Below are 26,691 nucleotides of genomic sequence, written 5' to 3'. Positions count from 1 at the left end.
AGAAAGAGGTGACGCCGTGCCGTTGAGTCCCGGCACCCACATCGCCGGTTATCGCGTGGTCTCCCAGCTCGGCGCGGGCGGTATGGGCGAGGTGTACCTCGTCGAGAACCTGCAACTCGAGCGGCGGGAGGCCCTGAAGGTCATCTCCACGGCGGTCAGTGCCCAGCCCGGGTTCAACCAGCGCTTCACCAACGAGGCCCGCACCACCGCGAAGCTCGACCATCGCAGCATCATCACCATCCACCAGTACGGCATCGAAGACGGTTCGCCCTGGTTCTCGATGAGTTACGTCGAGGGCAAGGACCTCACCGAAGAACGTCTGACGCCGGCGGAGGTGTCGACGGTCGTCGGACAGGTGGCCGACGCCCTCGACTACGCGCACCGCCACCACGTGGTGCACCGGGACATCAAGCCCGCCAACATCCTGGTCACGCGCGATCCGGCGACGAACGCCGTCGAACGCGCCCTCGTGCTCGACTTCGGCATCGCCAAGCTCGCCGGCTCGGCCAATCTGACCGGCACCCATTCGTTCATCGGGACGGTCGCCTTCTCGGCCCCGGAGACACTCGAGGGCGCCGACGCCACGGCCCGGTCGGACCAGTACTCGCTGGCCTGCACGGCCTACGCGATGCTCGCGGGGCAGCCGCCCTTCGTCGGACAGTCCGAACCGTCGGTGATGCTGGGCCACATCCAGCGCCCGGTTCCCCACATCGGCCAGCTGCGCGGCGACCTCGCGCACCTCGACCCGGTGTTCCAGCGCGCCCTGTCGAAGAATCCCGCATCCCGCTACCCCGACTGCCGCAGTTTCGCAGCCGCCTTGAAGTCGGCGCTCGAATCCCCTGCTGCACAGGGCAACACGATGATCGCGGGTTCGGTTCCGCCGCCCACCCTCGTCGGCGGTGGCACCGGCGGCCCGTCCACGGGTCACCCCTCGGCACCCCAGCAGCAGTTCGGCCCACCCCATGGCCAATACACCCCGCCGCCGCAGCCGACGATGACCGGACCGTCGGGCCCGCAGCCGCTGATGAACAAGCCGTCGGGGCCCCAGCCGATGTACTCCTCGGCCCCTCACCTCTCGGGCCCGCACGCGCAGCCCGGGCATCCCCAGGTCGGCTACCCGGGTATGCCGCCGGTCCCGCCGAAAAAGAAGAAGCGGACCGGCCTCATCGTCGCCGGCGTCCTCGGCGCCGTGTTGCTGCTGGTGGTCGCCGCCGTCGTGGGACTCGCTGTCCTGGGCAGTACCGTCGCCGACCCGGAGAAGGCGACCGTCGCGCAACCGGTGGTGAGCACGAACTTCGGCAGCAGCTGCGCCGTGGTCAACGGCAGCGTGCACTGCTGGGGCGACAACGACTCCGGTCAGCTCGGCGACGGTTCCACGACGCCGCACACCCGACCGGTGGCGGTGACCGGGGTCGCCAACGCGACCGCGGTCACCACCGGCGGCTACCTCACCGGCGAGAACGCCTACGTCTCGACGGCCTGCGCCATCGCCGCCGGCGACGCATTCTGTTGGGGCAACAACCATTACGGCGAAGTCGGCAACGGTTCCAGCGGTTCGACGGTGGACTCCGCGACCAAGGTCGGCGCCATCTCCGACGTCAAGGCGATCTCCACCGGCTGGGGCACCACCTGCGCGGTCGCCGGCACCGACGCCTACTGCTGGGGCAACAACGAATACGGCCAGCTCGGCACCGGCGGTGGCACCGACCCGGTCTCGGCACCGACGAAGATCCCCGGGCTCGGCGTGGTCACCGACATCACCACCGCCTACGGCACCACCTGCGCGGTGTCGGACGGCTCGGCGTTCTGCTGGGGCGCCAATGACAACGGGCAGATCGGCGACGGCAGCACGACGGCGCGCTCGGCACCGGTGAAGGTCGGCTCGCTGACCGATGTCACCGACATCACCGTCGGCGGCTATCACGAGGCATCCGACGACGACGATCCGAACACGAACACCAGCACGTACTTCCAGACGACCTGTGCGGTCGCCGGTGGCGACGCGTGGTGCTGGGGTTCGAACGCCTACGGCCAGATCGGCGACGGCACCACCGAGACCCGCCAGGCCCCCGTTCAGGTCGGCAATCTGAGCGGCGTCTCCGCCATCTCCACCGACTGGGGCACCACCTGCGCGGTCTCCGACGACCGGGCCTTCTGCTGGGGAGACGACGACCGCAGCCAGCTCGGCTCGTCCGGCGGGTCGGTGAAGATCCCCCGCGAGGTCTCGACGCTGACCGACGTCACCTCGATCTCGACCGGCAACGGGACGTCGTGCGCGATGGCGGCCGCGTCGGTGTACTGCTGGGGATTCAACAACGACGGTCAGGTCGGCGATGGTTCCAGCGGCGACGGCGCCAACCGCACGACGCCCACGAAACTGACCATCTAGCCGCCTCGCCCCTAGGACTCGCGCGATCCGATCAGCGCCTCGGACACGGTCTCCGCGGCCGTGCGGAGCGCCCCGACCGCGCGGGCCCGGAGCCCGTCGTCGAATCGGGCGACCGGCCCGGAGATCCCGACCGCCATGGGCGTGGGCGCACCGGGGACGGCGACCGCCATCCCGCAGACGCCGACCTCGTGTTCCTGTTCGTCGGTGGCGACCCCGCTCGCCCGTACCTGCTCGACGGCCGCGAACACACCCGACAGCGACGTGACGCTCCACTGGGTGGCGGGGGTGAGCCCGGCCTGCGTGACGTGTTTGAGGATGCGTGCATCGTCGAGTTCGGCGAGCACGGCCTTGCCGACCGCGGTGTTGTGCATCGTGACCCGACGGCCGACCTCGTTGTTGGTGCGCATGCTGTGCGGGGACGGAACCTGGGCCACGTAGATGACCATGTCGCCGTCGAGGACGGCGAGACTGGCGGTCTCGCTGAGTTCGCCGACCAGGGAGGCGAGGACGGGTGCGGCGACCGCGCCGAGCTGCCGGTTGGCCACCTCGCCGAGTCGGATGAGCCGGGGCCCCAGGGCGTACGACCGGTTCGGGAGCTGCCGGACATAGCCGATTCCCACGAGTGTCCGCAGCAGCCGGTGGATGGTCGGGGGCGGCAGCGGGGACTCCGCCGACAGATGGCTCAGTGAGCACTCGCCGCCGGCGCGGCCGATGAGCTCGAGCAGTTCGAATGCGCGCTCGACGGATTGCACACCGCCGGAGTTCCCCGCCATCACCACCTCCACAGTCCGACATCACGCTACGTTCCATGATGTGAAACCACAATCCGGTCCGTCAGCTCACATGGGTGGCCGCATCCGGCAGTTCTGGAGTAAACTCCGCTCTGCGGAATTTGATTTCCATTGATTCGACATGAAGGGGCGCCCGTGAGCGTGCAACCCGGTCGCCTCGGCGCGGCCTTCCTCGCCGAGATCGAGGCCGCCCTCGCAACGTCGGACGCGGTCCTGTCCGATCGGTATCCGGGTGACGACGGGAGCCGGCAGCCGGTCCACACGGTCTATGTCCCCGCCGACCGGTACTCCGCGGATCTCCCCCAGGCGTGGGGACGAGCGGCTCTCGAGGCGGCTGCCGACCACGGCGGTCTCGCCGCGATCGCCCGCTCGACCGTCGCCCGGACCGACTCGGCGGCCACCGCCCTCGCAGATCTCGTCGAGAACAAGCTACGCACCGAGCCCATCGAGGATCTGCGCATCGACTTCGAGGACGGTTACGGTGTCCGCGCCGATGACGAGGAGGACGCGCACGTCAGCGCCGCCGTCGCCGCGATCCGGGCGGCCGGCGACGCCTCACCGCCGTTCCTCGGCATCCGCTTCAAGTGTTTCGAGACCGACGTGCGCGCCCGCGGCCTGCGCACCCTAGACCTTTTCGTCGCCGGTCTCGCGGACACCGGCGAACTCCCGGCGGGGTTGACCCTCACCCTGCCCAAGGTCACCTCGACCGATCAGGTGCTCGCGATGGTCACGGTCGCCCGGGAACTCGAGCGGGTCCACGGATTCGCCGACGGCCGTATCGGTTTCGAGATCCAGGTGGAGACGCCGCAGTCGGTGATGGGTGCCGACGGCACCGCGGCCGTGGCGGCGATGATCCAGGCCGGCGAGGGCCGGGTGACCGCACTGCACTACGGAACCTACGACTATTCGGCGTCCCTCGGCATCGCCGCGGCGTATCAGTCGATGGAACATCCCGTCGCCGACCACGCGAAGGCCGTGATGCAACTCGCCGCGGCCGGCACCGGTGTGCGGTTGTCGGACGGGTCGACGAACATTCTCCCCGTCGGAGACGCCGAGGCCGTCGAAGCCGGCTGGGCGTTGCACGCGCGACTGGTCCGGCGCCACCTCGAACGCGGCTTCTATCAGGGGTGGGACCTCCACCCCGCGCAGCTCGTCACCCGCTTCCTGGCCACATACGCCTTCTATCGCGACGGATTCGATTCCGCCGCAGTGCGTCTGCGCAACTACGCGCACAAGCTCGAGTCGTCGGTGCTCGACGAACCGGCGACGGCCCGCGCACTCGCCGGCTTCATCCGACGCGGCGAGGTGTGCGGCGCGCTGACCGTCGACGAGGTCGAGACCGCGACCGGTCTGCCCATCGAGAAGGTGCGCGACTTCGCACTCCCCCACTCACAGAGGACAACCCGATGACCGCGACGCCGTACTACACCCCCGCCGGCGGACTCCCGCCGCAGACCGATCTCCTCAGCGACCGCGCGGTCGTCACCGAGGCATACACGGTGATCCCTCGTGGCGTGCTGCGCGACATCGTCACCTCGGTGTTCCCCGAGTGGACCGACACCCGCGCGTGGGTGCTCAACCGTCCGGTGCCCGGCGGCGCGCAGACCTTCGCCCAGACCATCGTCGAGGTCGCCCCGGGCGGCGGATCGGCTGCGCCCGAACCACAGTCGGAGGTCGAGGGTTTCGTCTTCGTCACCGCCGGTGCGCTGACCGTGACCGTCGAGGGCGTGGAGCACACGCTGACCGACGGCGGCTTCGGTTACCTGCCCGCGGGCACACCGTGGTCGGCGCACAACCGCGGCGACGTCCCCGCATCCTTCCACTGGATTCGCAAGCGTTACGAGCCCATCGCGGGTCACGAACCGGCCCCGAAGTTCGGCAACGAGCGCGACATCGAGCCCACCCCGATGCCCGACACCGACGGCGCCTGGCGCACAACGAGAATGCTCGACCCCCAGGACCTCGCCTACGACATGCACGTCAACATCGTGACCTTCGAGCCCGGCGCATCGATCCCCTTCGCCGAGACCCACGTGATGGAGCACGGTCTGTACGTCCTGGAGGGCAAGGCCGTCTACCGCCTCAACGAGGACTGGGTGGAGGTCCAGGAGGGCGACTACATGTCCCTGCGCGCCTTCTGCCCGCAAGCCTGCTACGCCGGCGGACCGTCGAACTTCCGCTACCTCCTCTACAAGGACGTGAATCGGCAGATCGTGCTCTGAACTGAACGAGCAGGGACGGAATGGGCCGCAAACTGCCACGCCGCTCGTCCACCTGGTCACAACCGCTTGACTGGCGGGCCCGAGACAACTCGTCCTGCTGCGGTGACTCCCACCTCAACCTCGTCTCGTGACCGCATCCGGGCCGGTTCTAGTGATCCCTACGGGTCGCGCCACAACCTGACGTAGCCCGGACTTAGTATGTGCGCTATGGCCGGACGACAGTTGAAAGAGATCTTCCGCGCGTTCCGCACTCGGGATGAGCTGGCGTTTCGGCGAGCAGCGATGGAGATCATCGAGGAAGAGCAAGCCAAGCACCACAACGCCCTCGCGCGGGACCTGCAGAAGCTCCTCGCTGCTGGCGGCGGTCAGGTCGACGGTGGGTCCTCAATTGTTGTGCCGGCCCCGCCCAAAGATCGCGAGGGCGAGTGGGACCTCGGCGAGGTTCGCGAGCCTCAGCGTCTCTTAGAGGATCTGATCCTCCACAAATTGGTGCTCTCGAACTTGGAGAGCATCGTCGAGGAGGTTCGGAAGTGGCCCGTGTTGGATGCCGCAGGCTTGCCGCGGCGTCAACGGCTTCTGCTTCAGGGGCCACCGGGATGCGGGAAGACGACTGCTGCCGAGGCCTTGGCAGCCGAGCTGGGTCGCCCGCTATTGGTCGTTCGACTCGACGCGGTCGTGTCTTCCTACCTGGGAGAGACAGCGAGCAATCTTCGGCGGATACTCGAGTACGCCGATCAGGCGCCGTTTGTCGTTCTGTTCGACGAGTTCGACGCGTTGGGCCGGTCGCGCGACGACGGATCCGAGCACGGCGAGATGAAGCGCGTAGTGACTGCATTCCTCCAAATGACCGACCGCTATCGCGGACCTAGTCTGCTTCTCGCAGCCACTAATCACCCTTCCCTACTCGACGAGGCTTTATGGAGACGCTTCGACGAGGTACTCACGTTCGGTTTGCCCACAGTCCACCAGTTGCGTCAGGTCTTGCGACTTCGCCTCAAGGGCGTACCGCACAGAAACATCGAAATCGATTTGCACGCGAGCGCATTGAAAGGTCTGCCCCATGCCGCAGCCGAGAAGCTCATCATCGATGCCCGTCGCAACGCACTACTTCGAAACTCGCCCATAGTCGAGACGCAGGATGTGAAGAGGGCGCTAACCGGCGTTACGTCACGGCCGTGGTGACACCATGCCCGAACATTTACTTCTTCCAAACCCTAGGCAACTCCAGTCACGCCGCACCGGCGGCGCTGGGGGCGGCACACCTCAGCGTCAGCGTGGTGCCCACGGCACTCACCTGCGCCAGCAGTTGGCGACGGCTCGCAGGCCGGTTCAGCTGAACGCGGGAGTCGACCCAAACCTGGTGTTCAAAATCAAGGCTCAAGCACGGCCGGAAGACTCTTCGTTTGAAGGTCGCGGACTCCAAGTTCTCGGCGAGACTGTCGATTACACCTACTTCGTCCTCGCCGGCGACCAGGGCGCGGCGCTCGACGAAGCCCTTGAGTGGTATGTCCGGACCGGCAACTTTCGGTCCTTCTTCAACCAGGTAGACGATATCGAGCCGTACGGACCCGAAGACCGGACTGGACCGGGGGTTGATCCTCTCACATCGTCGACCACAGTCGTGGTGGTCGACGTGTCCGTCTGGGCATCCGGGAACTATCAGGAAGCCTCGCAGCGAGCGGGTCTCCTAGAGTCAATCGTCAACGGCAACAACGGGACCGTGCTGCTTCGCACAGTGTCAGCTCGACGAACCTACTTCCGTGTCCAGGTTGATGCGACGGGACTCTCCGACCTTCTGAATACGAGCGTCGTCGAGTTAGTCCGAACACCGCCCGTGCCATTCTTGGACTTCCGAGACTGGCGATCACTCAATGTGACGAACCTGACTCGCACTTTTGAGGATTCCGAGGTGGTGGGGGTCCTGGATGACTCACCCGAATCATCGCACCCCCTTCTGGACAGCCTGGTCTTATCAGATGAGTCTCTGGCCCCAAGCGGATACGTGTGGCAGCAGCGCGGAAGCCATGGCACCGAAGTGACCGGACGGGTGCTTCTACCTGCACTCCACGAGGAACTCCGCGACGCTGAGCCGATCACGGCTGTTGGAACAGTCCGATCTGTGCGGATCCTCGAACCAGACCCAGATCGCCCACAGCATCCCCCTAGATTTGCTACTTATGCACCACCGCACATCCTTGTTGAACAAGCTATCCGCCACCTGCACGAAAGCTACAACGTCCGCATTTTCAACATTTCGGTGGGATACGACGAACCGTTCAACGACCTTCATGTGGGGCCACTCACCGAAATTCTGGACGACCTGGTACGAGAACTCGGAATCGTCGTAGTGGTCCCGAGTGGCAACGCGCCAATCGATCTCAACGCACGCACCTTAAGCGGGCACCACATCATTGATGACAAGCCAGAATTCTTCTTTAGCCCCGAGCACAGGCTTGCAGAGCCCGCTCCTGCCGCGTTGGCCGTGACGGTCGGCAGCATCGCCCTCAGTGGGGCTCCCGCTGAGATCCCTAGTCATTTCGGCTGGCAAGCCGCTGCCTCCGAGAACGAAGCATCGCCGTTTAGTCGCAGCGGCCCTGGGCTAGGAACGAACAAGAAGCGCGCCAACAAGCCGGACTTGACGCACTACGGCGGAAACACCGTGGTGAACGACAGCGGAGGTGCGATCTTTAATGACCCTGGAGCCTCAATTGTCAGCATCTCGACGGGAGGGCCCGCCGGAAGTATCTTCGCCGCCGTAAACGGCACAAGCTTCGCAGCGCCAGCTGTTGCCCGCGTGGCAGCCGACATCGCGTATGCCTACCCAGATGCGAAAGCCAACCTCATCCGCGCTCTACTCGCTACTGGTTCGGCGCACAGTAGCCCCGCCGCAGTTCTGTCGGAACCACACAGCCGCAGTAGGGTTTACGGACATGGCCGCCCAACGACCCCGTCCGCAACTGCAAGCGACGCGAGCCGTGTCACTATGACGTTTGAAGGATCTTTGCCGGTCGACACGGTGCAGATTCATCCTGTACCAATACCTGACGAGTTCCGGTCAGGTAGCAAGCGCGACCGCTCAATTGCGGTTGCCCTCGCGTTCGACCCGCCCGTCCGGCGACAGCGCCGGGAGTACCTGGCTGGGTCGATGAAGTTCGAGGTCTACCGCGACATAGACCCCGATGAACTAGCCAGAATTCTCACCCGTCAGGACCCAGATGATCCATCAGAACCCATTGCAGATCGCCGAAGACTTAACTTCAAACCTGGGGTAAACACTTTTACTCACAGCACCCTTCAACTGCGCAGCTGGGTCGGCAAGCAGTCGTTCCCGAACGATGCAGACACTTTCTATGTCGCAGTCACTCACAAAGCGCAGACGTGGGCACGGGAAGATCCAGAGTATCAGCGGCAGGATTATGCGCTGGCAGTGACGCTCGAGGATCGAGACTTAGTCACGGCGAACCTGCACGAGATCCTCAAAGCGCGTCTCCGACTACCGACAAGAGTTCGCGTTCGCTCCTGAGGTGGCGCCGGCTTGAAACCCGGATTTACTACCGATCGAAGCATCTCCGACACTTGCCGCGTATGTCGACACCGGAGACGCTCCTGGTCCAAGAACGCTGACGCTCCACCACATAGGACGGCCAGCCCGCCCTCCTCGTCTCCCGCACAAGAGGATGACGCACCTCCGCATTCTAGAGGCTTGCAGCACAGCGCTTTCGGCGATTTTGACCAACCAATCGCGGCCGTCAACTATCCAAACCGCAGGCGCGGCGTAAACCTAGCGCGCAAGTTCGAGCAGCCTGGGACAGCTAATGCCACCCAACTGGACGTACTCGTAGGACACCGCGCGGTCGACCAATCAACGATGGTGGGATTCTGTTCTCAGTTCGACTCGGTCTCCTACACAATGAGTCTCGACACCCGACCGACGACCAACGTCTGTCGGGATCGGGATCGGGATCGGGATCGGGAGGCTGAGCGATCCTCGTCAGTAGACATTCCGGTCCGGTGGCGCCATAACCAAGAACGGTCCGAGCGCTTCGTCGCGCCATCCCCAGTGGCGCCGTCGACCGAAAACCTAGAAGGAGACCATCGCGGCGGCGCGGTAGAAACCCCGAAGCCGTCCCCCTTTGACTCCACACCTCGCCTCATCTCGATAAATTGTCTGGTCTGGATCTGTGTGCACGTGGTGTGCGCGTCCACCGTCACGCTCCCGTTCCTGTCGTACCGTGGAAGCGATGCGTATCGCGGTGGTGGAAGACGACGACGGGGTCGGTGACGCACTCGTCGACGCCCTGAACGAGGTCGGCCACGAACCTCGTCGGATGCGCCGCGGTGCCGATCTCCTCCTCGGTCACCGGGAATTCGACCTCGCACTGCTGGACCTGGGATTGCCTGACGAGGACGGGCTGACCGTGCTGCGCCGATTGCGGGCGGTGAGTGAGATGCCGGTCGTGGTGCTCACCGCGCGGCAGGACGAGCGGTCGGTGGTGCGGGCGCTCCGCGGGGGTGCCGACGACTATGTGGTGAAACCGGCGCGCCTCGGCGAGTTGATGGCGCGCCTGGAAGTGGCCGCCCGTCGGCGCACCGCCGACGCACCGGCACCCGCGGCGCGACAGATCGCCACCGGCGACATCGTCGTCGATCTCGACGCGCGACTGGTGACCGTGGCCGGCACCGACGTCGCCCTCACTCCCAAGGAGTTCGAACTCCTCGCGCACCTCGTCACCCGCCGGGGTGAGGCCGTGAGCCGCGAACAGTTGATGGATGCGATCTGGGGCGACGCCTACGTCGCCATCTCGCGCAGCCTCGACGTCCACATGACCGCGCTCCGGGCGAAGCTCGGCAGGCCCGGCGTGATCGAGACGATCCGCGGGTACGGCTACCGCTGGGGTTCCTGAACGATGTGGCGGCGCGTGCTGCTCGTGCTCGTCGTCTATTCGGCGATCGTGGTCCTGGGTCTGGCGGTCCCCCTCGCGACGACGGCGAGTCGTGAACGGCTGCAACGGTTCACCGAGAGCCGGACCGCGTCCGCGGTCTACTTCGCCGACCTCGCCGATCGGGACCCGGAGATGCGGGGTACGGAACTCCAGCGGGCCGCCGAGCGCTACCGCGACCTCTACGACGAAGGCGTGGTGGTGGTCGATCGAGCCGGCACGACGCGCGCCTCGGCCGGCCTCGCAGCCCGGTCACCCGCGGTCGCCGAGGCCGTCTCCGAGGCATTGCGCAATCAACGCACGCGGATCGCGTCGGGGCTGACGCCCTGGTCGCCCGACTCGGTACTCGTGGCCATGCCGATCGGCACGGGCACCCAGGTCGACGGCGCGGTCGTCATCGAGGCGTCGACGACGGCGGCGAAACGCGATGTCGTCAGAACGTGGGCCGTGATCGCCGCCGGGGCCCTCGCGATGCTCGTGATCGGGTCGATGATCGCGGTTGCGTTGTCGCGGTGGACGGTTCGCCCACTCACGGCGTTGTCGGCACGGGTGCGCTCGCTGCGCGCCTCGATCATCGACAGCGGCCCGTCGGCGAACGACACGACCCCGGACGGATCGCCCGGTCAACGCCACACCGGCCCACCGGAGGTCCGCGAGCTGGCCCGGATCTTCGACGCGATGGCGGACGACGTCGAGAACGCCACCGCCGCCCAGCGCCGCCTGGTCGCCGACACCGCGCACGCACTTCGTAATCCGTTGGCGGCGGTCCGCTTTCGCCTCGACACCCTCGGCCTCGGATTGACCGGCCGCTCGCTGGAATCGCATCGGAAGACCGTCGTGGAGATCGACCGGCTCGACCGCATCGTCGACGACCTACTCGTCCTCGCCACCGCCGAGTCGCGGCCCGCCGGTTCCACCACAGGGGTCTGCGACGTCGCCGCCGTGCTGGTCGAGCGCCACGATTTCTGGGCGGACGCGCTCGCCGACGCGGGGATGTCGGCGTCGATCGCTTCGCCGCCCCGGCCGATGATCGCCGCACTCGACGAGGACGACCTCATCCGGGCGACGGACGTCCTGATGAGCAACGCGGTCAACCACGCCGGGGAAGGTGCCCACGTAGAGCTGGGCTGTCGATCCGAGGGAGCGCGTATCCGGGTCTGGGTCGCCGACACCGGCCGTGGCGTGACGGCCGACGACTTGCCACGCATCACGGAGCGGTTCTTCCGCGCGTCGGCCGACAGCGGGCCCGGCTCCGGACTCGGATTGGCCATCGCGGCGGCCCTTGTCGAAGGAGTCGGAGGCGAACTGAGGGTGACCGCCGGACGCCCCGCGGGACTGCGGGTGGACCTCTGGATCCCGGCCTCCGACGTCCCGTTCCACTAGGCCGAGGACGACCTGTCCTAAGGGACTGTTAGGAAACGGCGATCGGCTTCCGTTCCGCCTGTGACTGCGTTCACAGTGTTTAGGGGCACCGACGCCGGACCGGGTCGGGTGCACGTTCGACGACCTGGAGGACCCTGATGACCGACTCGCCCACCCGGCAGCCCGCGAACGCCCGGAGCGCACCGCCGACGTCGTCGGCCGCGGCGACGCGTCGTGCCGTGCTCAACACCCTGCGCGGGTCCTCCGGCAACCTCGTCGAGTGGTACGACGTCTACGTCTACACCGTCTTCGCGACGTACTTCGAGAGCCAGTTCTTCGACTCGGCCGACAAGAACTCGACCGTCTACGTGTACGCCATCTTCGCCGTCACCTTCCTGATGCGGCCGGTCGGCTCCTGGTTCTTCGGCCGGTACGCGGACCGCCGGGGCCGCCGGGCGGCGCTGACGTTCAGCGTGTCGTTGATGGCGGCGTGCTCATTGGTCATCGCGCTGACACCGGGTCGCGAGTCGATCGGCGTGTGGGCGGCGGTCGTCCTGGTGCTCTGTCGACTGGTACAGGGATTCGCGACCGGTGGCGAGTACGGCGCGTCGGCCACCTACATGTCCGAGGCGGCCACCCGGGAGCGTCGCGGCTTCTTCTCGTCGTTCCAGTACGTCACGCTCATCGGCGGACATGTGCTGGCGCAGCTCACCCTGCTGGTGATGCAGGGCTTCCTCGACTCCGACCAGATCTCCGACTTCGGTTGGCGTATAGCGTTTCTCATCGGCGGCGTGGCCGCGGTGGTCGTCTTCTGGCTGCGCCGCAGCATGGACGAGTCGCTCACCCCGGAGCAGTTGGAGGCCGTCCGCAGCGGGGCCGACTCCGAGTCCGGCTCGATTCGCGAACTCGTCCTGAACTACTGGCGCCCTCTGCTGGTCTGCTTCCTGGTCACCATCGGCGGCACCATCGCCTTCTACACCTACAGCGTCAACGCACCGGCCATCGTCAAGACCGCCTACGAGGACCACGGTCGCACCGGGACCTGGATCAACCTCATCGGTTTGATCTTCCTGATGGTGTTGCAGCCGATCGGCGGAATGATCAGCGACAAGGTCGGACGCAAACCGGTCCTCATCTTCTTCGGCGTCGGCGGTGTCCTGTACACCTACGTCCTGATCACCTACCTGCCCCAAACCACCTCGGTGGCAACGTCGTTGACCCTGCTCGCCATCGGCTACATCATCCTCACCGGCTACACCTCCATCAACGCGATCGTGAAGGCGGAGCTCTTCCCCTCTCACGTCCGCGCGCTGGGAGTGGGTCTGGGCTACGCGCTAGCGAACTCGGCGTTCGGCGGCACCGCGCCGCTGATCTATCAGGCCGCGAAGAACGGCGGTCATGTCCCGTGGTTCATCGCCTACGTCACCGTCGTGATCGCGGTGTCGCTGATGGTCTACATCTTCGTGCTGCGCAACAAGGCGGAGACCCCCCTCGATCGCGAGCAGGGGCGGGCCTTCCTCGACGCAGAGGCCGTTGCCCGGCGGGCCTAAGGTGTCATCATGTCGTTCGCGCGCGGGCCGGTGGACCGGCGGACTCTGCTCCGCGGGACCACCGGCCTGGGCGCGCTGCTTCTCCTGACCGCGTGCGGAACAGAGCGTGGCGCACCGGTCCGCCTCGCGGCGGGCGAGCCCGGTGGCTTCTTCTGGGAGTTCGCCGGTCTTCTCGCCGCGGCGGCGGACCGGTCCGGCGCGCCGGAGATCCGCCCGCGGCAATCCGGCGGCTCGGCCGAGAACCTCGACGCCCTGGCGGACGGTTCCGCCGAACTCGCGATCAGCCTCAGCGACACGGCCATCGAGCGAACGGGGACGCAGCTGACCGCTCTCGGCTGCGTGTACGAGAACTACTTCCAGGTGGCGGTCCGCACCGGGTCCGGGATCGCGACGGTCGCCGACCTGCGCGGGCGGTCGGTGAGTGTCGGAGCACCGGGGTCCGGCGCCGCCGGGCTCTCCGAGCGGGTACTCGCCGCAGCCGGCCTCGACGCCGGCCGCGACATCCGCCCGGTCCGGCAAACGATGGCCGACGCCGGCGCCGCCCTCGCCGCCGGAGAGGTCGACGCCGTCATGTGGGCGGGCGGTCTGCCGACCCCGGCGTTCACCGACCCGCGCGTGCCGATCGTCCTGCTCGACCTCGGTGACGTGGTCGCGGGCTTACGACAGCGGTTCGGACCCGCGTACGAGCCCGTACGCATCCCCGCCGACATCTACGGCCGGCACCCAGCAGTCACCACCGTCGGGATCGCGAATCTCCTTCTCGCCCGACGGGATGTACCGGACGTCACCGCCGCGGCCATCGTCGACGTGCTGCTCGACCAGGCCGCACACCTCGTGCCCGCCCAGGCGATCGGCAGCCAGTTCCTCGACGCGCAGTCGTTAATCCTCACCGGACCCATCCCCCTGCATCCGGGTGCCGCGGGCGAGTACCGCCGTCGGCACGGGTGAATCGCAGCCGCTCGGCGACGGGTCGCGGTCCGTGATACACCTAGGCCGACGAGTCGAGGGTCGAGAGGATCACATGAAACTGGTGGCTTCCCGCCGCGCCCAGTTCGTTGCCGGATTGTTCGTGACCACGCTGATCGCCGCCGGTTGCGGCACGTCAGACGCGGACGAGTCACCCTCCGGAGCCGCAACGACCGGGGTGTCGACGACGACCGCAGCCGCCGGCGACACGACGGGCCCCGTTCCTGTCGTGGAGAATGCGAAGCCCACCGAGACCACGGTCATGGGCGAGGACGATGTCGAGGTGACTCTCACCGGCCCGATCGCAACGAAGTACGCGTCGGCGACCGAGGCACAGCGGGCCGCCCTGGGCAAGCCGTTGACCGGCGATCACAACGCGGGGACACGAGAGAGTGGCGTTGTCTACCAACAGTTCCGCGGTGGCGTGATCATCGCGAGGAACAGCGACCCCGCAACGCCTGGGTACATCGTCACCTCCGGCAAGATCCGGGACGCCTGGAACACCGAGCGCGCTCCGGACGGCACCCCGTTGCTCCTCGGCACCAACGGCTCGGCCGGGCCGCTCGGTGTGCCCACGAGCGACGTGACGGTCGACGGTGACCTCGAGGTGGTCACCTTCGAGCACGGCGAGATCTCCGAGAACACCGAGACCGGCGAGGTGACCGTCACGGTCAACGGCAAGATCGTGCCCTCCGGTTTGCGGTGAGGCGATGAGACGTCGGATTGTCGCGGTGGCTGTCAGCGTGATCGCGCTCGTGGCCGGTGGTTGCTCGACTCCGCCGGACCAGCAGTCGTCAACGCCATCAACGTCTTTCGGTACGCCATCGGCTGCGCACGGACCCGCGACGGCTCCCCCGGTCCCCGCGGGGACCGAATCCTTCGACGTCGTCCGCGTCGAGTATCTCGATTCCGACGATGCCGACCCCGCCGAGAACTGGGCCGATCTGTACCTGCCTGCGGGCGCCCGCGACGACGACTCGCTGCCGCTGGTGACGATCATCCACGGTGGCGGTTGGGAAAGCCGGGCCGGTGCAGAGCAATTCGACGAGATGGCCAGAGACCTCGCCGACCGGGGGTTGGCCGTCTACAACGTGGAGTACCGACGTCTGGGCACCGGCGGAGGGTGGCCTACGACCTTCCACGATGTGGCTCGAGCACTCGACCATGTGCCCGAATTGGCAGAGACCCACCCCCAGTTGCGAATCGATGACGAGTTGGTGATCGGTCACAGCGCCGGTGCGCAATTGGCCGTGTGGGGCGGCACCCGCCATCGCCTCACCGACGACGAGGTGGGTTCGCGTCCGGCCTTCGTGCCCTCTCGGGCAGTGTCCATCTCCGGCCCGCTCGACATGCGTTTCGCCGCCGACCACGGCAACAACCGGGTGATCACCCATGTCCTGGGTGGCACACCACGACAGGTCCCCGCGCGCTATGACTCGGTCGACCCCATCCGCAACCTCGATCCGGCGCTACCGGTCACCTTGTTCCACGGACTGGCCGACGACGATGTCGATCCGACCAACTCCCGCCGCTACGCGACCGCCCTTGACGCCGCCGGCGGCTCGGCCGAGCTGCACCTGTTCGACGGCGAGACCCACACCTCCCTCGTCCACCGCCAGTCCCCGTCCTACACCCGAATCCTCGACCGGCTCACCGAGATCACGCGGACCGACATCGATGAGCTGCGCGACGAATAGCTACGCCGCCTCTCGGACGACTGGTGCTGAGCGAGTCTCGTTGCGCTGCTTCCATTCCCACACCGCATAGAGCACCTCGGTGGTGTAACCCAAATCCATCCGACCCCCACCGATCGGCACCGTCGCATCTACCCCGATCCGTTGATCGGGTCGCCACCCGCCCGGCCTCGAAGTCGGTGGCGCCACCTCGATCTCAGTGCCGTCCGGGCGTTGAAACGTGAACCGCTGCTTCCCGTGCGCGGTGATCGAGAACTCGCCCCGATGCAACGACCGATGACACGACCCACACAACAAGATCAGGTTGTCCGGATCCGTCCGCCCACCCGCCGACCACAACTGCACATGATGGGCATGCAGATGACGCGTCCGACCACACCCCGGCACCTGACAACACCGATCCCGCACGAACAACGCCCTGATCAGGGCTTTGTTCGGCACCCGCTTCCGACGCCCCACCCCCAACAACGCCAGCTTGCCGGGCTGCCCGGGAACCCGGCGACTCGCCACATCCCGCGTCGACGCCCCGCACCGGGCTTCGGCCACCTCAGCCTCCGACAACGCCGGACCATCATCGAGATGAGCCGACTCCACACCCTCACCGGCATGGATCAGGATCTCCGCACCCGGCGCAAGATCGGGCATCGAAATCCCGTCATGCACCATGTCGGCCATCGCCACCACCGCCGGCGCCACATTCGACGGCACCTGCCGCCACAGATCCCGACGCCGAGACGGAACCACCTCCGAATCCTCAGGTGCCGAACCGGCTTCAGTGTTCCGCGGAACACTCTCCACAGTGGGCAGATCCGGATCATCGCAGGTCCGGGTGCGTTCATACTCCGCCCGCACCGACCCAGCAAGGAACCGCGCACCATCCAACGGACTCAACCGCAACGACACCGACAACGACCCGTCATCGTTCCACGTCCACCGACCGGTCGACTCCACCGGTGGCCGGCTTTCCTCTTCGACGCCACGGTTGCGGTCGATCTGGCCCATCGCCCGTACCGCCCGATCCAACTGACTCGCCGTCGTCGACAACGCCAGATTCACCAACTCCGCCTCACGCTCCGGCGTGGCGACTCGCGTCAACGCGCGGACCTTCGAATACGACAACCGACCTTCGCGAAACGCCGTGCGGATCACCGGCAATTCCCGTATCGCCTTGGCGACCCTCAACTGCTCATGCGCCGTTCGCGGTGCGATGCCGGCCTTCCACGACAACCAGTGCGCCAGCGAATGAATCCCCGGCCCCCGCCACGACTCCCGCCCATCCAATTCCGCCACCAGTACAAGGAAGTTCGCTGTCAGCGCCGTGATCTGCGCGGCGTAACCCAGCACCCGCGCCTCGAGCACCTCATCAGACAACGACGCCGGATCCGCATCGTCGAACATCGACGACACATCCCCACCGCAACGAAAAGCACTGACCCCCACCGCAACCCCCAGACCCGAACGAGATGTACAGCAACAAGATATCGCCCGGCACCGACAAACTTTCGGAGCTCAACCCGAGGTCGAGAGTGTTCCGCGGAACACTGCGCCGGCTGCGGCGACCTCGACTCAGCTCGCCGCACTCTCCCGCTGCGCGACCTTGGGTTCGATCACCTCGGTCGCGTAGGTCTTCCCCCACTCGTTGAGGGCGGTGACGAAGGGGCGCAACGCCCGTCCCTGTTCGGTGAGCGAATACTCAACTCTCGGAGGGACTTCGGGATAGGCCGTACGCTGCACGATGCCGTCGCATTCGAGTTCACGTAGCTGGCGGGTGAGCACTCGTGGCGTGACCGGACCGACTGCCCGCCCGAGGGCGCCGTATCGCAACGGCCCCTCGAGAAGGTTCTTGACGATGGTCATCTTCCAGGAACCGCCGAGCACGGCGACGCTCACCTCGACGGGGCACACCTCGTAGGCACGTCGAACCGGGTCGCGCAGAACGGACTCGCCCTCGTTCTCCATCGTCAGACCCCTGCCGTCGGCGTGGACATCCTCGTCCATATGGACAATATTGTGCATACTACCGCCGAAGTGCATCAGGCGTTAGACAGAAGTCATGCACCTTTCCGTCGACAACCCCGAGACCTCTGTAGACCAGGACTTCGCGCGCTTCACCTCCCCGACGGTCGGAGCAGCCCTCGGCTCGGTCGCGATTCTCGCGACCGTCGCGACTGCGGCCCTCTCCGACACCGGAACACTGCCGGGGTTGCTCGGGATGGCCGGCGCCGGGGCGCTCCTGGCCCTGATGCAGATCGCCGTGCAGTGTCAGGCGGCGATACTCGTCCTGCGAGACAGACGATGGCTTCCGGCACTGCCGGCCGCGGCGATCTGCGCCGCGACACTGACCGCGCTCTACCTGCTGGCCTTCGATCACGCTGCCGGCTGGTACCTGCTCCTCATCAGCGCAGTAGCTGTCGCCGGGTATGTCGCGGTGCTCGGGGAGGGGCACGCAGCCATCCGCGTCTTCGACGGCGCCGAACGTCATATCGAGGACACACCAAGGCACCGGTGAAGCCAACTGCCGACGCCACCAGGCGGACCTCGAGGCGCTGCCATCTCACGGACGGGCGACTTCGAGCGAACAGGGAGGCAGGGCTACATGAGGGCAGACAGCTTCGAACCGGTGGTCGTCGACGATGACCAGGACGCGTCCCGGGCAGGTCGCGCGCTGGCAGTGATCTCGACGCAGCGCGATCAACTCATAATCCTGACTGTGCACGGCAGCATCGACCTGCTCACCGTCCCGCAGTTGGGTGCCGCCGTTCTGGAAGCAGTGAGCGAGCAACCCCGAGGGCTGATCATCGATCTCACCGCCACCGACTTCCTCGCGTCGTCCGGCATCGCCGCGCTCCTCGCCGCACACGCGTCCGTCACCCCGGCCGGCGGCCGGTTCGGCGTCGTCGGCGGGCATCCCGCCATCACTCGGCCCCTGCGGCTGACGGGCCTGGATGACACTCTCGACCTCTACCCCACCCTGGCCGACGCGTTCTCGGCGATGGTCCCGGACTGAGGGCGCCGGCTCACTCCGCCCCGAGAAACTGGACAAGGATCGCGTTCACGGCCTGCGGGGCCTCGATCGGGATGAGGTGCGTCCCGGGGATCACGGCCAGCCGGGCACCCGGAATGGCGGCGACGACGTCGCGGCTGTGCTCGAGGGTCACCTCGTCGCGGTCACCCTGCATGACCAGCGTCGGTGCAGTGATCGCGGCCAGATCACCGAGATCGATCTCGGGTTCGGAGTTGATCATGGCCATCGTCTTGTCGAAGACGACCTGGAAATGCTCTGCCCCGTCCGGGGATTCGGACGCGTAGTCGGCAGCGAAGAACTCCATCAGCTCGTCGTCGGCGGAATCGAGCGCGTCGAGGATGCCGCCGACCGCCCGGCCCGAACTGTTGTAGTACTGGCCGATCAAGACGAGATGCCGGACCAGATCGGGCCGACGCAGCGCGACCAGCACGCCCACCACCGCACCGTCACTCCACCCGACGATCTCGGCTGGACCACCCACCACCTCGTCGAGATAGGCGATCGTCTCGTCGGCCATGTCCGCATAGTGGAACTCGTCGGTCACGTCCGGGCTGTGACCATGGCCGTGGCGCTCGGGACAGAACACCTTCCAACCCGCGTCCACGAGGGCGGGTACCTGCCCACCCCACGACGACGCACCGGAGAACGCGCCGTGCAGCAGCACGACCGGCTGCCCGTCACCCTGGATCTCATGCCACACACGGGTGTTCGGTTCCGGATGGCTGATGGTCGTGTACTCGCGTGTCGGAGACGTCACGTAACCACAATACGGGGACATCGATGCGCGCGACCGATGAGAAATCGGCGTCGAGCGAGTCGGTCCCGGTGACTGTTCGAAAGACGACGAGAGGGATACGCATGCCCACCGACACGACCCAGGCGCGTCTGATATCCGAGGCCGCCGATCACATGCTCGGCTACACCGCCCGGATCACCGACGCGGAACTGGACCGTCCGACCCCGTGTCCCGACATGGCACTTGCCGCGCTGCTCGCCCATGTCGATGGACTCTCGCAGGCGTTCGCGGCCGCGGCGCGCAAGGACTTCGGTCCATTGACCTCGACGCCGCCGGACCCGGCGGAGAGCCGACTCTCATCGGAGTGGCGCGATGATCTCCACCGCCACGTCCGCGAGCTCGCGGACTCGTGGAACGACCCCGCCGCCTGGGACGGCATGACCCAGGCCGGCGGTGTCGACCTGCCGGCCGAGATCATGGGGATGGTGGCGCTGTCGGAGCTCGTCCTGCACGGCTGGGATGTCGCGCGCGCCGCGGACATCGCATTCGACATCCCCGACGAGATCCTCCAGGTCGTCTTCGACTTCCACCATCCGCCGCAACCGCAGGAAGAACGCGACGGCATGTTCGGACCGGTGATCGCGGTGCCCGATGACGCACCGCTCGTCGACCGTCTCGCGGGCCTGGCCGGGCGCGACCCGCGGTGGCCGAACGGTACCCGCCAGGACTAGCGGTTGAACGGCCAGCCGGTGATCTTCTTCTCCCGCGGCGGGGCGTAAGTCCGGACCTTCGAGGTTGAAAGCCCCATTCGGACAAGACCCTCGGCGATCGTGACCGCCGCCCGCACGCCGTCGACGATCGGCACCCCAGTCGCCTCGCGTACCTGTTCCTCGAGCTCGGCCATCCCGCCGCAGCCCAGGCAGATCACCTCGGCGTGGTCGTCGGCCACCGCGCGGGTGGACTGCTCGACGATCGCCCGGACCGCCCGCTCGGGGTCCGATTCCAGTTCCAGCACACCGAGTCCCGACGCCCGGACCGACGCACAACGCTGGTCGAGGCCGGCGAGCTTGAGCCGGTCCTCGATGAGCGGGACCGTTCGGTCCAGCGTCGTCACCACCGAGAACCGGTGTCCCAGATACATCGCCGTCGACGCCGCGGCCTCGGTGATGTCGACGACCGGCACCTCCAGGAGCTCTTGGAGTCCCTCTCGACCGTGTTCGCCGTAACCGGCCTGGATGACGGCGTCATACGGTTCGGGGTAGGCGAGGATCGCGTCCATCACGGCGATCGCGGCGAGGTAGGACTCGAAGTTCCCCTCACACGAGTCGGCGCCGAATCGCGGTGTGATACCGACGATCTCGGTCCCCGGGGAGGCGACCGAGCGGGCCGAGTCGGCGATGGCCTCGGTCATCGACACGGTGGTGTTGACGTTGGCGACCAGGATGCGCACGGTGATGTCCTTTGTGGGTCAGTGGGTGCTGGCGACGGAGATCGGCTCGCCCGACACCTCGGCGAACGGACCGCGACGGTCGGCGACCGCCAGGTACACGATCGCACCGAGACCGGCGCCGATGAACCAGGAGAACTCCGAGATCACCTCGAAGGCCGGGACGAAGGCCATCACCAGGGCGATGGCTGCAGTCGGGACGAGCGCGAGGATCGCCCGCATGTTGACCCCGTTCCGGTAGTGGTAGGCGGCACCCGGCGCCTCGGTGAACAACGCGGGCACGTCGATTCGCGAACGGCGGACGAGCCAGTAATCGGCCATGACGATACCGAACAGCGGGCCGAGAAGGGCACCGAGTCCGCCGAGGAAGTAGTTGATCACCGCCGGCGAGTTGTAGAGGTTCCACGGCAGGATGACCAAGCCGATGATCGCGGCGACGAGCGCCGCGCGCCGGAAGTCGAGGTGGCGCGGGAACAGGTTGGACAGCGCGTAGATCGGCGCGACGAAGTTGGCCATGAGGTTCACGGCGACGGTGAGGATCAGCAGCGCGAGGCAGGCCAGCACCAGCAGGAAGGTGTTGGGAACGGTCTGGACGATGTCCGACGGCGACTCGATGACGGTGCCGTTGATGCGGAACTGGGCTCCGGCGAGGGTGATCACGATGGCGCCGAAGAGCAGCATGTTCAGCGGGATGCCCCAGAAGTTGCCGCGCACGATCGCTTTTCGCGATTCCGCGTTGCGGGTGAAGTCGCAGAAGTTGAGGACGAAGGTGCCGTAGATCGCCACCCACAGGCTCGCGCCGCCGATGATCTGGAGCCACATGTCCACGCCGGTCAGCGAATCGGGCGTCGACCACGCGATGGTCCAGTCGGCGTTGCTCAGCATCCAGACGGCCAGGGCGACCATGGTGACCAGGATGACCGGACCGGCGAAGGCCTCGTAGCGACGGATCATCTCCATGCCGTAACTGACGATGATCACCTGGATCACCCACAGCGAGACGAACGAGATCCAGCCGAGGGTGGAGAGCCCGAGGAAACGGTTGGTGTCCAGGTCGGCGGCGCCGGGGAACAGCGCCACCAGCATGATCCGCAGGACGACCGACGCGAGGTAGGTCTGGATGCCGAACCACGCGATCGCCACCCCGCCGCGGATGAGGGCGGGGATCTGCGCGCCGCGGAACCCGAACGAGATGCGGCTCATGACCGGGAACGGCACGCCCGTCTTCTCTCCCATGAAGCCGGAGAGATTCAGCAGCAGGAAGAGGAACACCCCACCCAGCACCAGGGCGGTCAGGATCTGCCACCCGCCGAGCCCGAGCGCGAACAGACCGATGGCGAAGGCGTAGTTGCCGAGACTGTGTACGTCGTTGGCCCACAACGTGAAGATGTTGTAGGTGTTCCATCGTCGTCCGACGCGGCTGGTCGGTGCCAGGTCGTCGTTGTACAGCTTCGGACTCAGCCCGGCCGGGACGGTGCCGGTGACCTCGGAAACCGGTCCGTCGACGGGGGCTGTGTGCTGCTCAGTGCTCATGTCTGCACTTTCGGTCGGACGGTCATCGATGACCGCGCTCCTACACTCGCGGAGTTCCGTGATGTGGAATGAAGTTTCCGCGTTCGTGACAGTTAGCCTGACGATCGAGGCCGTTGTCAATAGCACGACACCGGCCTACTCGCGAGTTGAGTTCCGAAATGAGACGGCTTCATTCCATGATGAGGAATAACCTGGGTTAGTCTCTGGAACGACACCGGACACGGCACCAGCAAGGAGTCCCGCCCCATGACCGCAGCACCCGATGCCCCGGCCGCTACTCCCGACGCACCGTTCGACCTGGTCGTGCGGGGTGAACAGACTCTCACCACGGCCGGGATCGTGGCCCGCGAGATCGGTATCCGCGACGGTCGGATCGTCGCGATCGAGCCCCTCGGCAGCGGGCTGACCGGGGCCGAGGTCATCGAGCTCGCCGACGATCAGGTCATGATCCCCGGACTCGTGGACACCCACGTACACGTCAACGAGCCCGGGCGCACCGAGTGGGAGGGTTTCGACTCGGCCACCCGGGCGGCGGCCGCGGGTGGTGTCACCACGCTCATCGACATGCCGCTCAACTCGATCCCGCCGACCGTGAACGTCGACGCGTTGGCCGAGAAACGTGCTGCGGCACAAGGTAAGACGCACATCGACGTCGGATTCTGGGGCGGCGCCATCCCGGGCAACGAGGACGATCTGCGCGGCCTGCACGACGCGGGTGTGTTCGGCTTCAAGTGCTTCCTGCTGCATTCGGGAGTGGACGAGTTCCCGCACCTGACGGCCGACGAGATGGAAGCCGACATGGCCAAACTCGCCGAGTTCGACTCGCTGATGATCGTCCACGCCGAGGACTCCCGCGCCATCGACAAGGCCCCCTCCCCCGAGGGCGATGAGTACACCCGCTTCCTCGCGTCCCGTCCGCGCGGCGCCGAGAACCTGGCGATCGCGGAGGTCATCGAGCGGGCGCGCTGGACCGGCGTCCGCGCCCACGTCCTCCACCTGTCGTCGTCGGACGCGCTGCCGATGCTGGCCAGCGCGAAGCGCGACGGTGTGAAGATCACCGTCGAGACCTGCCCGCATTACCTCACCCTGCTGGCCGAAGAGGTACCCAACGGCGCGACGGCCTTCAAGTGCTGCCCGCCCATCCGCGAGGCCGGCAACCGTGAACTGCTGTGGGAGGGGCTGCTGGCCGGCACCATCGACTGCATCGTCTCCGACCACTCGCCCTCGACCGTCGACCTCAAGGACCCCGAGAACGGCGACTTCGGCGTCGCATGGGGTGGGGTCGCCTCGCTTCAGCTCGGGCTGTCGCTCATCTGGTCCGAGGCAAAGAAGCGCGGCATCGACCTGCCGCAGGTCATCGAGTGGATGGCGTCGAAACCCGCCGACCTCGCCGGCCTGCCGACCAAGGGACGCATCGCCCTCGGCTGCGACGCCGACTTCGCGATCTTCGAGCCGGAATCCGCGCAGATCGTCGACGTCAACCGCCTCCACCACAAGAACCCGGTGAGCCCGTACGACGGCCGCGCGCTCGCCGGCGTGGTCAAGGGGACCTGGGTTCGCGGGCAGAAGGTCGACTTCGAGACCGCCCGCGGTCGCATGCTCCGTCGCGGCGACGTCTGAGCCCCGGTCCCCGCTGCCTGAGCCCCCGGTAAGCTGGGCCGAATGAGTTCGGATGACCAGCACACCGGCCTGGCCGATGAGTTGGCCGCGCGTTCCGACGATGCGCTGACCGAGCTCCTCCTCGAGCGCCCCGACCTCGCCTCACCGACTCCGTCGGGGACGCGGGTACTGGCGCAACGGGCGCTGTCGGCGGCGTCGTTGGCCCTGGCCGGCGAGGATCTCGACATCCTTGCCGTCGCGGTTCTGGAAGAGGTCGCCGCCCGCCACAGCCGCAGCCCGAAGAAGTCGCGGCGTCCGTCGGTCACCACGATCGTCAAGGCCCTGGCCGGCCGCGCCGATGCGGCCGCCGTCCGCGCCCGTCTCGATCTCCTCCGACGCCGCGCGATCCTCTGGGGCGAGGACTCGTCCCTCGGCGCCGGTGAACACGTCGACTCCGCGATGCCGTGGAAGGCCAAGCACCTCAGCGGTCCGCTCGTCGGACTGTCGGGCGAGGAGATCGCCGCGCTGATCGCCGGTCTCGACGAGCGGCCCCTCGAACTGCTGCAGACCCTCGCCCGCGGACCGGCGCTGGGCCGCAGCCGCGATGCGGCACCCGACGCCGACCCGGATTCCCCGGTCGCGCGCCTCATCTCGTCGGGCCTGCTGGCCCGCGTCGACACTCACACCGTGGAGCTCCCGCCGATGGTCGGTGCCATCCTCCGCGACGAACCACCCTGGCACACAGACGTTCTCACACCACCGCCGTTACACGAACCCGGCGCCAAGCCCCGTTTCGGGGCCAAGGCGGTCGACGCGGCCGCCGGCGGCGAGGCACTCGAACTCATCCGTCATCTCACCCAGCTGATCGCGGTCCTCGGCGCGACGCCGGCGGCGGTGCTCCGCTCCGGCGCGCTCGGCGTCCGCGAGCTGCGTCGTCTGGCGAAGCTGACCGGTCTCGAGACACAGCGGGTGGCGTTCCTCGTCGAACTCGCCGCCTATCTCCGCCTCATCGACGCGGGCTTCCCGGATCCCCCGCCGCCCAACGATTCCGGCGAACAGTCCTTCGCGCCCACCTCCACCGCCGACACCTGGCTGCACCAACCGCGCGAGCGCCAGTGGCTCGCGCTGGCCGACGCCTGGATGCACATGCCGCGCCGCGCCTGGCAGGTCGGCGAACCCGATCGGGACGGCAACGCGCTGCCGACGCTCGGCTCCGACCTCCACGACGCCTACGCCCCGGTGCAGCGTCAGCTCATCCTGTCCACCCTCGCCCACGCCGACCCCGGGGTGGGAGTCCCCGCCGACACCCTCCTCGCGAACCTGCACTGGCACCGTCCCCGTCAGATCCGGCGCTTCAGCCGCCGCGTCGTCGCCGAGACCCTGCGTGAGGCAAGGGAATTGGGCCTGGTCGCGCACGATGCCCTGACCACCGTCGGTCGTGCGTACACCATCGAGGAGTCGCCGGACTCCGACCCCGCCGACGTCGACGCAGCGGTGCTCGCCGCGATGCGCAAGGCCCTGCCCGAACCGGTGGACCACTTCCTGACCCAGGCCGATCTGACGCTGACCGTCCCCGGCCCGATGACACCCGAACTCGCCGAACAGGTGGAGCTCGTCGCCGATCTGGAGTCCGGTGGTGCGGCGTCGGTCTATCGGGTCTCACCCGAGAGCGTGCGCCGAGCGCTCGACGCGGGCCGCAGCAGCAACGAACTGCTCTCGATGTTCACGAAACACTCGAGAACCCCGGTGCCACAGTCACTCACGTATCTCATCGACGACGTCGCACGACGCCACGGCCAGTTGCGCGTGGGCGTCGCGTCGGCGTTCATCCGCTGCGAGGACCCGACCGTGCTGGCCGCCGTGCTGCGCAGTCCGGCCGCCGAACCGCTCGCGCTGCGAGCGCTGGCCCCCACGGTCGCGGTGTCGCCGTCGGAGGTCCGCGACGTCATCGATCAGCTGCGGGCGGCGGGATTCGCTCCGGCAGGCGAAGATTCGTCCGGAGCCCTGGTCGACCTCCGCGAACGCGGCAGCCGGGTCACGGTGTCGCGGGCACGACGACAGAGCCAACCGCGCCGGAACGCGCCATCGGAGGCCCAATTGCGGTCGGTGGTCACCCGGGTTCGATCGACCGATCGCGCGGCCGCGGCGACACCTGTTCGGAGCACCGCCACGACGACCCCGGTCCGGGCCACCGGTGCGGGCGAATCCGCCACCGCGCTCATCCAGCTCGCGCTCCGCGCCAACCGCAGGCTGCGCGTCGGGTACGTCGACGCACAGGGATCGGCGAGCAGGCACGTGGTGACCCCGAAGATCCTCGGCGCGGGCCAGCTCGTGGCCGTCGAGGAGGGCAGCGACGACGAGCAGCGGTTCTCGCTGCACCGGCTCACCAGCGTGGAGTTGCTCGACACCTGAACCCTGGCGATAGAGACATCATGTG

The 26,691-nt window shown here is 67.2% G+C and carries 22 protein-coding genes; 16 read left to right on the top strand and 6 right to left on the bottom strand.

Going from position 1 to position 26,691, the window contains the following annotated elements; all coding sequences use genetic code 11:
• Positions 1–16 precede the first annotated feature (16 nt).
• Entirely contained in the window at positions 17–2,389 is a 2,373-nt protein-coding gene (locus Q9R39_RS09225; RefSeq protein ID WP_311277373.1) for a protein kinase domain-containing protein, read from the top strand.
• 11 nt (positions 2,390–2,400) lie between these two features.
• Here the strand turns inward: Q9R39_RS09225 and Q9R39_RS09220 are convergent, their stop codons facing one another.
• Positions 2,401–3,162, bottom strand: a complete 762-nt coding sequence (locus tag Q9R39_RS09220; RefSeq protein ID WP_058251688.1) for an IclR family transcriptional regulator — start codon at positions 3,160–3,162, stop codon at positions 2,401–2,403.
• 153 nt (positions 3,163–3,315) lie between these two features.
• Here Q9R39_RS09220 and Q9R39_RS09215 point away from each other — a divergent pair, with 153 nt between their 5' ends.
• The 10 genes from Q9R39_RS09215 (at position 3,316) to Q9R39_RS09170 (ending at position 15,917) form a co-directional block, all read left to right on the top strand.
• Positions 3,316–4,590, top strand: coding sequence for a DUF6986 family protein (locus tag Q9R39_RS09215; RefSeq protein WP_311277372.1), 1,275 nt, complete (start codon positions 3,316–3,318; stop codon positions 4,588–4,590).
• Complete coding sequence (locus Q9R39_RS09210) at positions 4,587–5,402, top strand: bifunctional allantoicase/(S)-ureidoglycine aminohydrolase (protein ID WP_311277371.1); 816 nt, start codon at positions 4,587–4,589, stop codon at positions 5,400–5,402. Before Q9R39_RS09215 ends, Q9R39_RS09210 begins: the two co-directional genes overlap by 4 nt.
• Positions 5,403–5,609: 207 nt before the next feature.
• Positions 5,610–6,584, top strand: a complete 975-nt coding sequence (locus tag Q9R39_RS09205) for an AAA family ATPase (RefSeq protein WP_205334243.1) — start codon at positions 5,610–5,612, stop codon at positions 6,582–6,584.
• 4 nt (positions 6,585–6,588) lie between these two features.
• The gene (locus tag Q9R39_RS09200) at positions 6,589–8,925 is read left to right on the top strand and encodes a S8 family serine peptidase (protein ID WP_311277370.1); all 2,337 of its coding nucleotides are present in this window, start codon (positions 6,589–6,591) and stop codon (positions 8,923–8,925) included.
• A 718-nt stretch (positions 8,926–9,643) separates the two neighbouring features.
• Positions 9,644–10,306, top strand: a complete 663-nt coding sequence (locus Q9R39_RS09195; RefSeq protein WP_159370267.1) for a response regulator transcription factor — start codon at positions 9,644–9,646, stop codon at positions 10,304–10,306.
• Positions 10,307–10,309: 3 nt separating this feature from the next.
• Positions 10,310–11,725 carry a HAMP domain-containing sensor histidine kinase gene (locus Q9R39_RS09190; protein ID WP_078113537.1) on the top strand — a complete coding sequence of 472 codons (1,416 nt, stop codon included), beginning with the start codon at positions 10,310–10,312 and terminating at the stop codon, positions 11,723–11,725.
• 137 nt (positions 11,726–11,862) lie between these two features.
• On the top strand, positions 11,863–13,254 hold the full coding sequence (locus tag Q9R39_RS09185) for an MFS transporter (RefSeq protein WP_058251640.1): 1,392 nt from the start codon (positions 11,863–11,865) through the stop codon (positions 13,252–13,254).
• 9 nt (positions 13,255–13,263) lie between these two features.
• Positions 13,264–14,202 carry a TAXI family TRAP transporter solute-binding subunit gene (locus Q9R39_RS09180; RefSeq protein WP_311277369.1) on the top strand — a complete coding sequence of 313 codons (939 nt, stop codon included), beginning with the start codon at positions 13,264–13,266 and terminating at the stop codon, positions 14,200–14,202.
• A gap of 73 nt (positions 14,203–14,275) precedes the next feature.
• Positions 14,276–14,926, top strand: a complete 651-nt coding sequence (locus Q9R39_RS09175) for an LGFP repeat-containing protein (protein WP_078113535.1) — start codon at positions 14,276–14,278, stop codon at positions 14,924–14,926.
• 4 nt (positions 14,927–14,930) lie between these two features.
• On the top strand, positions 14,931–15,917 hold the full coding sequence (locus Q9R39_RS09170) for an alpha/beta hydrolase (protein ID WP_311277368.1): 987 nt from the start codon (positions 14,931–14,933) through the stop codon (positions 15,915–15,917).
• On the opposite strand, the gene Q9R39_RS09165 is transcribed toward Q9R39_RS09170, so the two are convergent.
• The gene (locus Q9R39_RS09165; protein WP_311277367.1) at positions 15,918–17,312 is read right to left on the bottom strand and encodes an HNH endonuclease; all 1,395 of its coding nucleotides are present in this window, start codon (positions 17,310–17,312) and stop codon (positions 15,918–15,920) included.
• Positions 17,313–17,480: 168 nt separating this feature from the next.
• Positions 17,481–17,873 carry a helix-turn-helix domain-containing protein gene (locus Q9R39_RS09160; RefSeq protein WP_058251692.1) on the bottom strand — a complete coding sequence of 131 codons (393 nt, stop codon included), beginning with the start codon at positions 17,871–17,873 and terminating at the stop codon, positions 17,481–17,483.
• A 94-nt stretch (positions 17,874–17,967) separates the two neighbouring features.
• Here Q9R39_RS09160 and Q9R39_RS09155 point away from each other — a divergent pair, with 94 nt between their 5' ends.
• Entirely contained in the window at positions 17,968–18,423 is a 456-nt protein-coding gene (locus Q9R39_RS09155; protein ID WP_058251642.1) for a hypothetical protein, read from the top strand.
• Between the two features lie 87 nt (positions 18,424–18,510).
• Positions 18,511–18,921, top strand: a complete 411-nt coding sequence (locus tag Q9R39_RS09150; protein WP_058251643.1) for an STAS domain-containing protein — start codon at positions 18,511–18,513, stop codon at positions 18,919–18,921.
• Positions 18,922–18,931: 10 nt separating this feature from the next.
• Here Q9R39_RS09150 and Q9R39_RS09145 read toward each other — a convergent pair whose 3' ends face one another.
• The gene (locus Q9R39_RS09145) at positions 18,932–19,696 is read right to left on the bottom strand and encodes an alpha/beta fold hydrolase (protein ID WP_058251644.1); all 765 of its coding nucleotides are present in this window, start codon (positions 19,694–19,696) and stop codon (positions 18,932–18,934) included.
• 101 nt (positions 19,697–19,797) lie between these two features.
• Here Q9R39_RS09145 and Q9R39_RS09140 point away from each other — a divergent pair, with 101 nt between their 5' ends.
• Positions 19,798–20,406: a TIGR03086 family metal-binding protein gene (locus tag Q9R39_RS09140; protein WP_058251645.1), complete on the top strand. Its 609-nt coding sequence runs from the start codon at positions 19,798–19,800 to the stop codon at positions 20,404–20,406.
• Here Q9R39_RS09140 and Q9R39_RS09135 read toward each other — a convergent pair.
• Together Q9R39_RS09135 and Q9R39_RS09130 are read right to left on the bottom strand one after the other, a co-directional pair.
• Entirely contained in the window at positions 20,403–21,125 is a 723-nt protein-coding gene (locus tag Q9R39_RS09135; RefSeq protein ID WP_058251646.1) for an aspartate/glutamate racemase family protein, read from the bottom strand. The genes Q9R39_RS09140 and Q9R39_RS09135 overlap by 4 nt on opposite strands.
• Before the next feature lie 18 nt (positions 21,126–21,143).
• Positions 21,144–22,655 (bottom strand): NCS1 family nucleobase:cation symporter-1, encoded by a 1,512-nt coding sequence (locus Q9R39_RS09130; protein WP_058251647.1) that lies wholly within the window; start codon positions 22,653–22,655, stop codon positions 21,144–21,146.
• A gap of 246 nt (positions 22,656–22,901) precedes the next feature.
• Between Q9R39_RS09130 and allB the strand changes: the two genes are divergently transcribed.
• Together allB and Q9R39_RS09120 are read left to right on the top strand one after the other, a co-directional pair.
• On the top strand, positions 22,902–24,275 hold the full coding sequence (gene allB, locus Q9R39_RS09125) for an allantoinase AllB (protein ID WP_058251648.1): 1,374 nt from the start codon (positions 22,902–22,904) through the stop codon (positions 24,273–24,275).
• A gap of 42 nt (positions 24,276–24,317) precedes the next feature.
• Positions 24,318–26,666, top strand: coding sequence for a helicase-associated domain-containing protein (locus Q9R39_RS09120; RefSeq protein WP_058251649.1), 2,349 nt, complete (start codon positions 24,318–24,320; stop codon positions 26,664–26,666).
• Positions 26,667–26,691 lie beyond the last annotated feature (25 nt).

The sequence above is a fragment of the Gordonia sp. AC31 genome (assembly GCF_031844505.1).
GTDB lineage: Bacteria > Actinomycetota > Actinomycetes > Mycobacteriales > Mycobacteriaceae > Gordonia > Gordonia hongkongensis.
Note: the sequence above shows the minus strand (reverse complement) of the source record. Positions and strands in the feature narration are given on the sequence as shown.